General features: G+C 51.6%; 13 protein-coding genes and 2 pseudogenes. 7 read left to right on the plus strand and 8 right to left on the minus strand.

Annotated features, from left to right (window positions below):
- The first annotated feature begins 21 nt into the window (after positions 1 to 21).
- On the plus strand, positions 22 to 1,767 hold the full coding sequence (gene ggt, locus OGY68_RS04440; RefSeq protein ID WP_057067169.1) for a gamma-glutamyltransferase: 1,746 nt from the start codon (positions 22 to 24) through the stop codon (positions 1,765 to 1,767).
- A 72-nt stretch (positions 1,768 to 1,839) separates the two neighbouring features.
- Here the strand turns inward: ggt and OGY68_RS04445 are convergent, their stop codons facing one another.
- The 5 genes and pseudogenes from OGY68_RS04445 to yhhY all read right to left on the minus strand — a co-directional run bounded on the left by OGY68_RS04445 (position 1,840) and on the right by yhhY (position 5,237).
- Positions 1,840 to 2,091, minus strand: a complete 252-nt coding sequence (locus tag OGY68_RS04445) for a MarR family transcriptional regulator (protein ID WP_234691894.1) — start codon at positions 2,089 to 2,091, stop codon at positions 1,840 to 1,842.
- Between the two features lie 22 nt (positions 2,092 to 2,113).
- Positions 2,114 to 2,392: a YrhB domain-containing protein gene (locus OGY68_RS04450; RefSeq protein WP_057067167.1), complete on the minus strand. Its 279-nt coding sequence runs from the start codon at positions 2,390 to 2,392 to the stop codon at positions 2,114 to 2,116.
- Positions 2,392 to 3,551, minus strand: a pseudogene (tssD, locus tag OGY68_RS04455) (type VI secretion system tube protein TssD). Before tssD ends, OGY68_RS04450 begins: the two are co-directional and overlap by 1 nt.
- A 266-nt stretch (positions 3,552 to 3,817) precedes the next feature.
- Positions 3,818 to 4,702 (minus strand): hypothetical protein, encoded by an 885-nt coding sequence (locus tag OGY68_RS04460; protein WP_057067166.1) that lies wholly within the window; start codon positions 4,700 to 4,702, stop codon positions 3,818 to 3,820.
- Positions 4,703 to 4,748: 46 nt separating this feature from the next.
- A complete protein-coding gene (gene yhhY / locus OGY68_RS04465) occupies positions 4,749 to 5,237 on the minus strand; it encodes an N-acetyltransferase (protein ID WP_019078130.1) in 489 nt (162 codons plus the stop codon).
- 470 nt (positions 5,238 to 5,707) lie between these two features.
- Here yhhY and OGY68_RS04470 point away from each other — a divergent pair, with 470 nt between their 5' ends.
- The 5 genes from OGY68_RS04470 (at position 5,708) to gntU (ending at position 10,794) form a co-directional block, all read left to right on the plus strand.
- Entirely contained in the window at positions 5,708 to 6,745 is a 1,038-nt protein-coding gene (locus tag OGY68_RS04470; RefSeq protein ID WP_057067165.1) for an oxidoreductase, read from the plus strand.
- Between the two features lie 123 nt (positions 6,746 to 6,868).
- Complete coding sequence (yhhW, locus tag OGY68_RS04475) at positions 6,869 to 7,564, plus strand: quercetin 2,3-dioxygenase (RefSeq protein ID WP_003023472.1); 696 nt, start codon at positions 6,869 to 6,871, stop codon at positions 7,562 to 7,564.
- Between the two features lie 222 nt (positions 7,565 to 7,786).
- Positions 7,787 to 8,782 carry a gluconate operon transcriptional repressor GntR gene (gene gntR / locus OGY68_RS04480; protein ID WP_008786351.1) on the plus strand — a complete coding sequence of 332 codons (996 nt, stop codon included), beginning with the start codon at positions 7,787 to 7,789 and terminating at the stop codon, positions 8,780 to 8,782.
- 141 nt (positions 8,783 to 8,923) lie between these two features.
- Positions 8,924 to 9,454 carry a gluconokinase gene (gntK, locus tag OGY68_RS04485; RefSeq protein ID WP_003023475.1) on the plus strand — a complete coding sequence of 177 codons (531 nt, stop codon included), beginning with the start codon at positions 8,924 to 8,926 and terminating at the stop codon, positions 9,452 to 9,454.
- Positions 9,454 to 10,794, plus strand: a complete 1,341-nt coding sequence (gene gntU, locus OGY68_RS04490; protein WP_003827609.1) for a gluconate transporter — start codon at positions 9,454 to 9,456, stop codon at positions 10,792 to 10,794. The genes gntK and gntU overlap by 1 nt, the downstream gene beginning before the upstream one ends.
- On the opposite strand, the pseudogene OGY68_RS04495 reads toward gntU, so the two are convergent.
- The 3 genes and pseudogenes from OGY68_RS04495 to yhgN form a co-directional block, all read right to left on the minus strand.
- Positions 10,717 to 10,896: pseudogene (locus OGY68_RS04495) on the minus strand (MarC family protein); the annotation flags it as partial. The gene gntU and the pseudogene OGY68_RS04495 overlap by 78 nt on opposite strands.
- Positions 10,890 to 11,336: a hypothetical protein gene (locus OGY68_RS04500; RefSeq protein ID WP_057067164.1), complete on the minus strand. Its 447-nt coding sequence runs from the start codon at positions 11,334 to 11,336 to the stop codon at positions 10,890 to 10,892. The pseudogene OGY68_RS04495 and the gene OGY68_RS04500, both read right to left, overlap by 7 nt.
- A 458-nt stretch (positions 11,337 to 11,794) precedes the next feature.
- Positions 11,795 to 12,388, minus strand: a complete 594-nt coding sequence (gene yhgN, locus OGY68_RS04505; protein WP_003023480.1) for an NAAT family transporter YhgN — start codon at positions 12,386 to 12,388, stop codon at positions 11,795 to 11,797.
- 190 nt (positions 12,389 to 12,578) lie between these two features.
- Here yhgN and asd point away from each other — a divergent pair, with 190 nt between their 5' ends.
- The gene (asd, locus tag OGY68_RS04510; protein ID WP_003827614.1) at positions 12,579 to 13,685 is read left to right on the plus strand and encodes an aspartate-semialdehyde dehydrogenase; all 1,107 of its coding nucleotides are present in this window, start codon (positions 12,579 to 12,581) and stop codon (positions 13,683 to 13,685) included.
- Positions 13,686 to 13,950 lie beyond the last annotated feature (265 nt).

Consider the following 13,950-nt stretch of genomic DNA (forward strand, 5'->3'; position numbering starts at 1 on the left):
CCATACATCTGGAGAATAACGATGATAAAACCGACGTTTTTACGCCGGGTAGCCATTGCTGCTCTGCTCTCAGGAAGTTGTTTTAGCGTTGCTGCCGCGCCGGCTGCGCCACCGCCGGTATCTTACGAAGTCGAGGAAGATGTGTTCCATCCCGTACGCGCTAAGCACGGAATGGTGGCCTCTGTGGATGCTTTAGCTACCCAGGTTGGTGTGGACATTCTTAAACAGGGTGGGAATGCCGTTGATGCCGCCGTGGCCGTTGGCTATGCGCTGGCGGTGACGCATCCCCAGGCGGGCAATCTGGGCGGCGGTGGTTTTATGCTACTGCGTACCAAAGACGGTAACACCACCGCGATCGATTTTCGTGAAATGGCGCCTGCTGGCGCGACCCGTGACATGTTCCTCGATGAGCAGGGCAACGCCGATGCGAAAAAGTCGCTGACGTCGCATCTGGCATCCGGTACGCCGGGTACCGTGGCGGGTTTCTCGCTGGCGCTGGAGAAATACGGCACGATGCCGCTGAACAAAGTGGTGCGCCCGGCGATGAAGCTGGCGGAAGAGGGCTTTGTGGTTAATGACGCGCTGGCCGACGATCTGAAAACCTATGGCAGCGAAGTGCTCCCTAATCACGAGAACAGCAAAGCCATTTTCTGGAAGGACGGCGAGCCGCTGAAAAAGGGCGACAAGCTGGTGCAAAAGAATCTGGCGAAAAGCCTGGAAATGATTGCCGAGAATGGCCCGGATGCGTTTTATAAAGGGGCGATTGCCGATCAGATAGTCGGGGAAATGCAGAAGAACGGCGGGCTGATGACCAAAGAGGATTTAGCCAGCTATAAAGCTGTGGAGCGCACGCCGATCGGCGGTGACTATCGCGGATATCAGGTCTTCTCCATGCCGCCGCCGTCCTCTGGCGGTATTCACATCGTGCAGATCCTCAATATTCTCGAAAACTTCGATATGAAGAAGTACGGGTTTGGCAGCGCCGATGCCATGCAGGTCATGGCTGAAGCGGAGAAATATGCTTACGCCGACCGTTCAGAATATCTGGGCGACCCGGATTTTGTGAAAGTGCCGTGGCAAGCGCTGACCAACAAAGCCTATGCTAAAACGCTTGCCGATCAGATTGATATCAACAAAGCTAAGCCTTCCAGCCAGATCAAACCGGGCAAACTCGCCCCGTATGAAAGCAACCAGACTACGCACTTCTCGGTCGTGGATAAAGACGGCAATGCCGTGGCGGTAACGTATACCCTGAATACCACCTTCGGGACCGGCATCGTGGCGGGTAACACCGGTATTCTGCTGAATAACGAAATGGACGACTTCTCCGCTAAGCCGGGCGTGCCGAACGTTTATGGACTGGTGGGCGGTGATGCCAACGCGGTTGGGCCGAAGAAGCGTCCGCTGTCATCGATGTCGCCGACTATCGTGGTAAAAGACGGGAAAACCTGGCTGGTGACCGGCAGCCCAGGTGGAAGCCGAATCATCACTACCGTACTGCAAATGGTGGTCAACAGCATTGATTTCGGGATGAACGTCGCCGAAGCGACCAACGCACCGCGCTTCCATCATCAATGGTTGCCGGATGAACTGCGCATCGAGAAGGGCTTCAGCCCGGATACAATCAAGCTGCTGGAGCAAAAAGGACAGAAAGTCGCGCTGAAAGAGGCGATGGGCAGCACGCAGAGCATTATGGTTGGACCGGATGGCGCACTGTATGGTGCTTCTGACCCGCGTTCCGTGGATGATTTAACGGCGGGGTACTAAGGATGACGGCCCTCTTCGATGGGAGAGGGCTTACTTGGAAGGCTCAATTTTTAACGAGCATAATATTTTAAACTAAAAAAGATGCTGTTGCTCTTTGATCAAGTTAAAGCCATTTTGGGCTACTTTGTAGCGTGGTCTTGATTTATCTTCGCCATATACGACATCAACCAATCCGCTATTGACAAGGCTCGTTACGATATTCGCAACATTACCAAATCCAGAAACGCCTCTCGTATAAAGAGCACGATCCAAAGCTATCCAGTTCCAGTCAATATCTTTTTCAGCCATAACTTTCAGTACGTTAAGCTCTGTTTCAGTTATCATAGTTAATCGCATCCGAGTAAGCTTAGCTTCGTGTTTTTTTGCTTTCTTCGTAGTCTTTTAAATATTTCTCCAGCGGCCAGGCAGTGCCTAAATCAAAGATTTCACCACTATCTTTATCGATGATGAATGGAGCGTTTCCTGCCAGACGGGCAACGTTGTCTCCGGTTTCAAGGTATTCCCTAGACTCGAAGCAAAAAAACCAACCTTCTGCAAACCTTCCATGGAGTGTGATAACGACAGGAGCATCCTCATCGTAAAGATATTTATTGGCTTTGTTTATAGCTTCTTCGTAAGTGATCACTAGTTTGCCCTCAATAGTTGAAATGATTTGAATTGATTAAGATCAGCGCCATTCCCCGTTTGTCCGTCCAAAAATCTGATTGTATTATTCTGATTTGCAACATTAAAGACATGTCCTGGCTGTCCCGGTCCATACGAACCATAAACAATTCCCCTTGCACCCGAATTAGCATTACTCATTATGTGAATTATTTCATCAACAGATGACATTGGTTTGAATTTTCCACTATAAAACTTTTCTAAGACTGAGAGAGGGACACCTTTTGTTGAGTTGACTGGTAATGCTGATGCTGGATGTCCTGCCAAGGTAGCATCTGTAGCGATCGCGCAGTTAACGCAATTATGGGTATGCCCTGTTTTGGGATATCCGGGATTAACATTTCGGATGGTTCCAGCTGATTTATCGTTAAATTTTCTTGTTACACCCCTGAATCTATTAAAATTTTGAATCTTAGAAGCATTCCTTGAAAAAAGGAGGGATGCAGCAATAATACCTAATCCAATTGTTTTTTCGTTAAGTACCTGCTCGTAGCCTGCAGGAGCATCGCCCCCCAATTTTTCCGCCGTTTCCCTGAAGCCGTCGATATTCCCGTTGTAGATACCTCCAGCGGCAAGCAGTCTGCCAACCCCTTTGCTGTTTAACGTTTTGAGGCCGTTGTCTGCGGGGGTTTTTGGTCGGGGGATAAACAGGCGGTTGTAGTTTTCGGGCAACGCAAGGTAGCTGAACTCAGTGTTGGCAATAAGATGTTTGCAGAGGATATATTCATAGTTGATGGCTATTGTTTCTGTCTCTAAATTATTCTCGCTGAATTGGTGTTGAATGGCTGATAGAAATGCTCCCCGCAGTTGAATATAATAATATTTCTCCCATCTACCGAACCTATTGATGCGGTAGAAATAAAACTCCATATACAACTGCTCGTTGTTGTTAATAGCATTTACAAACAATGGGGTGCTTTTATCTATCAGTTTGCAAAATTGCAGTCCGTGAAAATGTGAACCTCTACCAGTACTGGTTATACTATTAGAGAGCGAAAAGGTAAAAATTTCGTCTTCGTGCCCTATTTGCCAGCGGTTACCCACGGATGCAATGGTTCCACATCCGTCAGAAATAGCACCCTGCGCTGCCCTGAAACCATCAGATAGACGATATCACTCATGACATCCTTATCCTTTTATTACTTGCTGTCATAAAAATGGTAAATTGCTTTTTTTTTATTACGCTTTCTGATGGCGTTCGTATATAGCAGAAATAAAACGTTTCACTTTAAATGAATTTTCTTGAGGGGAATCTGAATATAAATAGCTAAGGGCGTAATTTTTATTTATTTTATAATGGAGGATTATTGATGGGATTTTTATTGATGTTTATTAATCCATATCAACGACCTACAGCGTTCTGAACGATGTAGGCCTGACCGGTAGGTTATGGCGCATATCGCTGCAGTGATTCGGACCAGCGGAATATTTGGCTGCTTTTATCCTGTAGGCTAACGCGCTCTAAGTCATAAAATCCGTGCGTCTTTGCCGAGCGCATTTTGAGAATGTACTTACTTTCGCTGATGTCGTGCTGCCTTGTGCCGTCTTTATTCCAGTCTCCGGCGATGTCCGAATAGTAATAAACAAGGTTAGAAAACACGTTGATTATCTTGCTGTCTTTGATGGTGTAGAGTTCCAGCACTTCATAAAATGCGCCGCCGCCGGAATACGCATCAGAGTATCCACCCCGCACCCCGAATGCCAGGGTATCGGGTGCTATCCGGTACGGTGCCAGATCCAGCTTTGTATAATAAGCCAGCGGTCTGACGGACTCATCATCGCTCTCTTTTTCAGCGGCTTTATTCCACTCTGAGAGCTGGTTTAACGGTTTTTCCGAGCGTGCAATCGGCGTTAGCTGTGGATTCTGCCAGGAAAAAACGCCGAGATATAATTTATTAGCGCGCCCGTTGCTGTAGTTTTCCGGGCAGGTGTTATCCGCGTATTTTTTTGCTTGCTCGGCGTCAGCCTTATTATCGGCAAAACAAGCAATGCCAATATATTTACCGTCTTTTCCCCAAGATTTAGCACCGGTCAGGATCAGGTTGTCAGGATCTTCATTCGGTGCAACCCAGGCAATCCACTGCTTTTCAGATAAGCCCTGAGGAAGCTCACCAAATCCTTTCGCAGGGGTTGCTCCTGCCATTTGCTCAGCAAAAATCTGTTTACCTTCAGGATGTTGGATAGCACTGGCTACGGAATCGAGATTTTGTACGGTAGTGGCAAAAGCAGGGGAGAGCGAGGCCAGCAAAACCAGGGGAAGAAACTTTTTCACTATTGCGTCCTTTCAATAAGCAGGGCGATAAGGCTCGCCCTTAAATTTATTTCACGCGCGCCATAAAGTAGGCATCAACATACTCACCGTTGCGCAGGCCGTATTTCTTACCGGTGCCTTCGATTTCAAAACCGTACTTCTTATAGACTGCTACAGCAGGCTCATTATCAACAAATACCGTCAGCTCAATGCGCTCGACGCGCAGCCAGTTGTCGCACATGTCGATCATCGTACGAATCAGCGCGCTGGCAACGCCACGATTGTGCCACCTGGCATCCACGCAGATACCAAAATCGGCCACGTGGCTGCGGCGCGGACGCTGCGCGACCTCAATACAGAGATGCCCCACGACGATATCATCAATGCAGGCAACCAGCTGTTTGACACCGGCTTGCTCGGTTAGCCGCGCTTGCCACATTTCGAGAGAAGGATGAGGAACCTGTAGCGTGTTGTGGTACACCTCCGGCTGGGCGTGGATCTGACGAATTGCGTCGTAATCTTTCGGTTCAGCGTGGCGTATCACTATCTCACTCATTCCTTATCTCCTGCAGGGTTAATTGTGCATTTACACTCGCTGAGAAAGAAAAATCCGTCAACTGCATTTTTTTGCAAAAAGAAGTAGACAAGTGCGAATGAGAATGATTATTATTGCTCTGCGTTCAGGGGAACCCCTACGGAGAACCTGAAAGCACGACATTGCTCACATTGCTTCCAGTATTACTTTAGCCAGCTTTTGCTGGCTTTTTTTTTGGCTGGGTTTCGGGCTAGTTTGCTTGCCAGCTTAATCCCGGGCTGTGCTCGCAATCCTCACGTACTCTGTGTACGCTCCGGTTGCTGCGCGCAGGCCGTGAATAATCTGCCTACGCCACTTACGCCCGATCTTTTGGCTGTATAATGCGGTAGGCCGGATAAGGCAACGCCGCATCCGGCACGATGACAGGATGGATTCAGTCTCCAGCCGCTTTGCGCTATGGTGTAGACAATCACCTTCAAAAGGATCGTCTCATGACCTTACACTGCGCATTTATTGGTTTTGGTAAAAGCACCACCCGCTACCATTTGCCGTACGTCCTCAACCGCAAAAATAGCTGGCACGTCGCGCACATTTTCCGCCGCAACGCCAGGCCGGAAGAGCAGGCGCCGCAGTATTCGCATATTCACTTCACCAGCGACCTCGACGAGATCTTAAACGATCCGCAGGTGAAACTGGTGATCGTCTGTACCCATGCTGACAGCCATTTTGAATATGCTAAACGCGCGCTGGAAGCGGGTAAAAATGTGCTGGTTGAGAAACCCTTCACGCCGACGCTTGCGCAAGCAAAAGAGCTGTTCGAACTGGCGCGAAGCAAAGGACTGACCGTTACGCCGTATCAGAATCGCCGTTTTGACTCCTGCTTCCTCACCGCGAAAAAAGCCATTGAGAGCGGCAAGCTCGGCAAGATTGTTGAGGTTGAAAGCCATTTCGATTACTACCGTCCTGAAGCAGAAACCAAGCCGGGACTGCCGCAGGACGGCGCGTTTTATGGTCTGGGCGTACACACCATGGATCAGATTATCTCGCTGTTCGGACGTCCCGATCATGTGGCCTATGACATCCGCAGCCTGCGCAACAAAGCGAACCCGGACGATACCTTTGAAGCGCAGCTGTTTTACGGCGACCTGAAAGCCATTGTTAAAACCAGTCATCTGGTGAAAATCGACTATCCGAAGTTTATTGTCCATGGCACCAAAGGCTCGTTTGTGAAGTACGGCATCGACCAGCAGGAAACCAGCCTGAAGGCCAATATCATGCCCGGTGAACCAGGTTTCGCCGCTGACGATTCTGTTGGGGTGCTGGAGTACGTCAACGATGACGGCATCACGGTAAAAGAAGAGGTAAAGCCGGAAGTGGGGGATTACGGTCGTGTCTATGACGCGGTGTACCAGACGTTGACGGCCGGTACGCCTAATTACGTCAAGGAATCTGAAGTTCTTACCAATCTGGAGATCCTCGAACGCGCCTTTGAACAGGCAACGCCTGCCACGATAACCCTCGCCAAATAGCCTGCACAGACTCCTCTGGGCTTGTTCATATTTTTTGAACAGAGGAGTCAATTTTCACCCTCTATGATCCCAGGCAGATTGAGTCCACACTTACTCCATCGAAAACATCTGGGGGTGAACACAATGATCTACTTACGCAAAGCTAACGACCGTGGCCACGCTAATCATGGCTGGCTTGATTCCTGGCATACCTTCTCTTTTGCCAACTACTATGACCCGAACTTTATGGGGTTCTCGGCACTGCGCGTGATTAACGATGACGTGATCGATGCAGGTCAGGGATTTGGTACTCACCCCCATAAAGACATGGAAATCCTGACCTACGTGCTGGAAGGCGCGGTAGAGCATCAGGACAGCATGGGCAACAAAGAGCAGGTTCCGGCCGGTGAGTTTCAGATTATGAGCGCCGGGACGGGGATCCGTCACTCGGAGTACAACCCGAGCAATACTGAGAAGCTGCATCTGTATCAGATCTGGATCATGCCGCAGGAGAACGGTATTACACCGCGCTATGAACAGCGTCGTTTCGATGCCGCTCAGGGTAAACAACTGGTGCTGTCGCCGGATGCCCGTGATGGTTCACTGAAAGTGTACCAGGATATGGAGCTGTACCGTTGGGCGCTGGTCAAAGATGAGCAGTCGGTGCATCAGATTGCCGCCGAGCGCCGCGTCTGGATCCAGGTCGTAAAAGGCAACGTGACGATTAACGGGACTAAAGCGACCACCAGCGACGGCCTGGCAATCTGGGATGAACAGGCAATTTCTATTCATGCCGACAGCGACAGTGAAGTGTTACTGTTTGACCTGCCGCCAGTCTAAAAATACACGTCATCCTTCAAGCCGCATCTGTGTTGGCTTTCCTCGCTCACCCCGGTCGCGTACTTAATGTACGCTCCCGGGGATTCACTGCGTCGCCGCCTTGATGCAACTCGAATGATTTTGTGTATTTATCACAATAAAAACTCCTTTTTTTCTCTGCAAAGGTTCACGCACGTCCGTGGTAAACTGGGAGAATCTATCCCTTTTTAACGCTTCAGGACGATGAAAAAGAAAAGACCCGTACTTCAGGATGTAGCCGACCGCGTGGGCGTGACCAAAATGACGGTCAGTCGCTTTTTGCGTAACCCGGAGCAGGTCTCCGTGGCGCTGCGGGGCAAAATTGCCGCTGCACTTGATGAGCTGGGTTATATTCCCAATCGCGCTCCTGATATCCTTTCTAACGCTACCAGCCGCGCTATCGGCGTGCTGTTACCGTCTCTCACTAACCAGGTTTTTGCTGAAGTGCTACGCGGCATTGAGGCTGTCACCGACGCCCATGGTTATCAAACGATGCTCGCGCACTACGGCTATAAGCCTGAGATGGAACAAGAGCGCCTGGAATCGATGCTGTCGTGGAATATCGATGGCCTGATCCTCACCGAACGTAGCCATACGCCCCGTACGCTGAAAATGATTGAAGTTGCCGGTATCCCGGTGGTTGAGCTGATGGACAGCCAGTCTCCGTGTCTGGATATCGCCGTCGGTTTCGACAACTTCGAAGCCGCGCGTCAGATGACTGCCGCTATTATCGCCCGCGGGCACCGTCATGTAGCCTATCTTGGCGCTCGTCTTGATGAACGTACTATCATCAAACAGAGAGGCTACGAGCAGGCAATGCGCGATGCCAACCTGGTGCCGTACAGCGTGATGGTGGAACAGTCTTCTTCCTACTCCTCCGGTATTGAACTCATCCGTCAGGCGCGGCGCGAATACCCGCAGCTCGACGGCGTTTTCTGTACCAACGATGACCTGGCGGTAGGGGCGGCTTTCGAATGCCAGCGTTTAGGGCTGAAAATCCCGGATGACATGGCGATTGCCGGATTCCACGGTCACGACATCGGGCAGGTGATGGAGCCGCGTCTGGCGAGTGTGCTCACGCCGCGTGAACGGATGGGCAGCATTGGCGCAGAACGCCTGCTGGCGCGCATTCGTGGTGAAGCAGTCACGCCTAAAATGTTAGATTTAGGTTTCACCTTGTCACCGGGCGGATCTATTTAAGCCAACAAGTTTGAAGTAGCTCACACTTATACACTTCGAGCACGAATGGATATTGCTTCTCTATTTATCCGGCTGGACAATGTTACCGATAACAGTTACCCGTAACAATTTCCTGATTCTTGTACCAGTGGGGGCAACGCTTTGAGCACGACTAATCATGATCACCACGTTTACGTTCTGATGGGCGTATCGGGCAGCGGTAAATCTGCTGTCGCCAGCGAAGTGGCGCATCAACTGCAGGCCGCGTTTCTTGATGGCGATTTTCTCCATCCGCGCAGCAACATCATGAAAATGGCTTCCGGTGAGCCACTCAACGATGACGACCGTAAACCGTGGCTACAGGCGCTGAATGACGCCGCTTTTGCGATGCAGCGTACCAACAAGGTTTCGCTGATCGTCTGTTCTGCCTTGAAAAAAGTCTACCGCGACCAGTTGCGCGACGGTAACCCGAACCTCTCTTTCATTTATCTGAAAGGGGATTTTGACGTTATCGAAAGCCGTCTGAAGGCGCGTAAAGGCCACTTCTTCAAAACGCAGATGCTGGTTACCCAGTTTGAAGCGCTGGAAGAACCGGGTGCGAATGAAAACGATGTACTGGTGGTCGATATCGATCAACCACTGGACGGTGTGGTCGCCAGCACCATTGAGGTTATTAACCAAGGCAGTAAGTAGTGAGCACATTAACGCTTGTTTTAACAGCAGTAGGGTCCGTTTTATTACTGCTGTTTTTAGTGATGAAGGCGCGTATGCACGCCTTCGTTGCTTTGATGGTGGTATCCATTGGTGCAGGTCTCTTTTCCGGTATGCCGCTCGATAAAATCGCGGCGACCATGGAAAAAGGGATGGGAGGCACGCTCGGTTTCCTGGCGATTGTGGTGGCGCTGGGGGCGATGTTCGGCAAGATTTTGCATGAGACCGGCGCGGTCGATCAGATTGCCGTCAAAATGCTGAAATCCTTCGGTCATAGCCGCGCACATTACGCGATTGGCCTGGCCGGTCTGATTTGCGCGCTGCCGCTGTTCTTTGAGGTGGCGATTGTGCTGCTGATTAGCGTAGCGTTCTCAATGGCGCGCCATACCGGTACTAACCTGGTTAAGTTGGTCATTCCGCTGTTTGCGGGCGTGGCGGCTGCCGCAGCGTTCCTGCTGCCGGGGCCTGCGCCGATGCTGCTGGCCTCTCAGATGCACGCCGACTTTGGCTGGATGATCCTGATTGGCCTGTGCGCCGCGATTCCGGGCATGATTATCGCCGGGCCGCTGTGGGGTAACTTCATCAGCCGTTACGTTGAGCTGCACGTACCGGAAGACATTACCGAGCCGCATCTGGGCGAAGGCAAAATGCCCTCCTTTGGCTTCAGCTTATCGCTTATCCTGCTGCCGCTGGTGCTGGTTGGTCTGAAAACCATCGCCGCACGCTTTGTTCCGGTCGGTTCTTCAACCTACGAATGGTTCGAGTTTATCGGTCATCCGTTTACCGCGATTCTGGTTGCCTGTCTGGTGGCGATTTACGGTCTGGCGGTGCGCCAGGGCATGCCAAAAGACCGCGTGATGGAAATCTGCGGCCATGCGCTGCAGCCAGCGGGGATTATTCTGCTGGTGATTGGTGCGGGCGGCGTGTTCAAACAGGTACTGGTAGATTCCGGCGTTGGCCCTGCACTGGGCGAAGCGTTAACCGGTATGGGCTTGCCGATCGCTATCACCTGCTTCGTGCTGGCGGCGGCGGTGCGTATCATTCAGGGGTCCGCGACAGTGGCCTGCTTAACGGCGGTCGGTCTGGTGATGCCAGTGATTGAGCAACTGAACTACTCCGGTGCCCAGATGGCGGCGCTGTCTATCTGTATCGCGGGCGGCTCTATCGTGGTCAGCCACGTTAACGACGCTGGTTTTTGGTTGTTCGGTAAATTTACCGGCGCGACCGAAGCGCAAACGCTGAAGACCTGGACGATGATGGAAACCATCCTCGGTACGGTCGGCGCGATTGTCGGTATGATTGCTTTTCAGCTGTTGAGCTGATGGCATTGCCCGGTGGCGCTAGCGCTCACCGGGCCTGGAAACGAGCACATATCGACACCGTAGGCCGGGTAAGGCGAAGCCGCCACCCGGCTTTTTTACAGCACCATCACCCCATCCTCGGTTTTCAACCAGCGCGGCGCTTTCAGTGTGTCGGCGAAATAATCCACCAAATCCTGCAGCAAATCACCCGCCACCCGCTCCATATCATCAGAAAGCGTTTTGCTCATCAGCAAATGCGTTAAAAGCTGGCAGTAACGCCCCATCTGATCTGGTTCGGGTTCAAAGAGGGGAGAGCGGGTCGGTAAGGTTTCTACCGTCAGGCTAGCCTGTAGATGCTGCGGTACAGGTTCCGTTAAGGTTGGTTGCAGTAGTGCCAGACAGGCCGACAGGCGCGCGCACATCGCCAGTTTTTCTACCGGGTCATGACATTCAACAAGCCCTTCGACAAAACGCTCACAGTTATCCGCCAGTTCGGTGAAGTCCGTGGCATGGCTAAAGGGCAGGGTAAATAAAGAGTGTGAAAAGAGAGGGGTAGTCGCCATAGGGCAGCCTCCAATGAGTGATTTCATCCACCACTGGAGAGGCTAATCTCACTGGTGGTGGAACCGAACAGGGTTAGCCTTACCGGCCTCATCGGATACCGGCGCGTCTTGCGACGCCCCCGCCCGGTCCACCATTGGAGTGTACCTAAGCGTGCGACACAAAAATACTTGCGTCACCGATGAAGGAGTTCAGAAGGCTAATTCTGGCACCTGATTTTGCAGGTGCAGCGAGAAGATAATGCTAATCCGCGATGCTGACAAGGGGGCATTCCGGAAGGCGCTTCGCAGAAATGAAAATACGCTTTTTCAGAGACTTAAATGATTTAGGTGTTTCTCACAAACACATTCACGGCGCTGATTGCCCGGTGGCGCTAGCGCTTACCGGGCCTACACACGAGCATATATCAACACCGTAGGCCGGGTAAGGCGAAGCCGCCACCCGGCGTAAAGTGAGTGCGTTACCCCTTCATCCACATCCGCACGCCGTCGAGGAACATCTGGGTTGCCATCATCACCAGAATCAGCCCCATCAGGCGCTCCAGCGCGTTAACCCCTTTCTCTCCCAGCAGGCGTAAAAACAGCGAAGACTGCAGCAAAATCACGAATGTACCGCCCCAGGCGATCAGCAGCGCAATCACCAGATGCCCCATCTGGTTTGGGTACTGATGCGACAACAGCATTAATGAGGCCAGGATTGTCGGCCCGGCTACCAGCGGAATCGCCAGCGGTACGATAAATGGCTCTTCACCAGCCGGAAGCCCGGTGCTATTCCCGGTGGCGCTGGGGAAAATCATCTTAATGGCGATCAGGAACAGAATGATGCCCCCGGAGATCGATACGGTTTCCGCGCGCAGGTTAAGAAATGCCAGAATTTTCTCGCCCGCAAACAGGAATATCAGCATCACCAACAGCGCAATAAACAGCTCGCGAATCATAATCGCGCGGCGACGTTTTGGTTCGGTATGTTTCAATACGGACATGAAAATGGGCAGATTTCCGAGCGGATCCATAATCAGGATCAATAAAACTGCCGCTGAAATGATTTCATTCATAACTCAAATTCCCTGATAATTACCGCGGACTTTCTGCTTGCTTGCGCAGCGGGATAAGTCGCATTACTGATGGCTTCGCTATCATTGATTAATTTCACTTGCGACTTTGGCTGCTTTTTGTATGGTGAAGGATAGGCCAGTAGGATACTGGTTAGCATACACAGCACACATCTCTGCAGGAAAAAACGCTATGAAAAATGTTGGTTTTATCGGCTGGCGCGGTATGGTCGGCTCTGTTCTCATGCAACGCATGGTTGAGGAGCGTGACTTCGACGCCATTCGCCCTGTTTTCTTTTCTACTTCCCAGCTTGGGCAGGCGGCACCGACGTTCGGTGGCACCGCGACCGGCACACTTCAGGACGCTTTTGATCTGGATGCGCTGAAGGCGCTCGATATCATCGTGACCTGTCAGGGCGGCGATTATACCAACGAAATCTATCCAAAGCTTCGTGAAAGCGGTTGGCAGGGTTACTGGATTGACGCAGCCTCTTCGCTGCGTATGAAAGACGATGCCATCATTATTCTCGATCCGGTTAACCAGGATGTCATCACCGACGGCCTGAACAAAGGCATTAAGACCTTTGTTGGCGGCAACTGTACCGTTAGCCTGATGCTGATGTCCCTCGGTGGCCTGTTTGCCAATGACCTGGTTGACTGGGTTTCCGTGGCGACCTATCAGGCGGCTTCCGGCGGCGGCGCGCGCCATATGCGTGAACTGCTGTCTCAGATGGGTCATCTGTATGGCCATGTGGCCGAGGAACTGGCGACCCCTTCCTCTGCTATTCTCGACATCGAACGTAAAGTGACGACCCTGTCCCGCAGCGGCGAATTGCCGGTTGATAACTTTGGCGTACCGCTGGCCGGTAGCCTGATTCCGTGGATCGACAAACAGCTCGATAACGGTCAGAGCCGTGAAGAGTGGAAGGGACAGGCGGAAACCAACAAAATTCTCAACACGTCTTCCGTGATCCCGGTTGATGGTCTGTGCGTGCGCGTCGGTGCGCTGCGCTGCCACAGCCAGGCGTTCACCATTAAACTGAAAAAAGATGTGTCTATTCCGACCGTGGAAGAACTGCTGGCGGCGCACAATCCGTGGGCCAAAGTTGTGCCAAACGATCGGGATATCACCATGCGTGAGTTAACCCCGGCGGCCGTTACCGGCACGCTGACCACGCCAGTAGGCCGTCTGCGTAAGCTGAACATGGGACCGGAGTTCCTGTCAGCCTTTACTGTGGGCGACCAGTTGCTGTGGGGTGCTGCGGAGCCATTGCGCCGTATGCTGCGCCAATTGGCGTAATAGTTTGTTAACGATAAAGGGGTGAGGAATCACCCCTTTTTTTGCGTAATACAGGAGTAAGCGCAGATGTTTCATTTTTTACCAGGAGTAAGATAAAGCATTGGCTATTCTTTAAGGGTGACTTAGTACCGGAGGTATTAAGTTGTTGCCTGAAGGTGGGACGACGCAGAGAGGATGCACAATTGTGCTGCGCCGTTCAGGTCAAAAAAAGTGTCACTACCTGATGTCGAAAATCAGTTGGAAGGGGTGACGCCATAAAACAGGA

It is taken from the genome of Citrobacter sp. Cpo065 (assembly GCF_030332805.1).
In the GTDB taxonomy this organism is placed as follows: domain Bacteria; phylum Pseudomonadota; class Gammaproteobacteria; order Enterobacterales; family Enterobacteriaceae; genus Citrobacter; species Citrobacter portucalensis.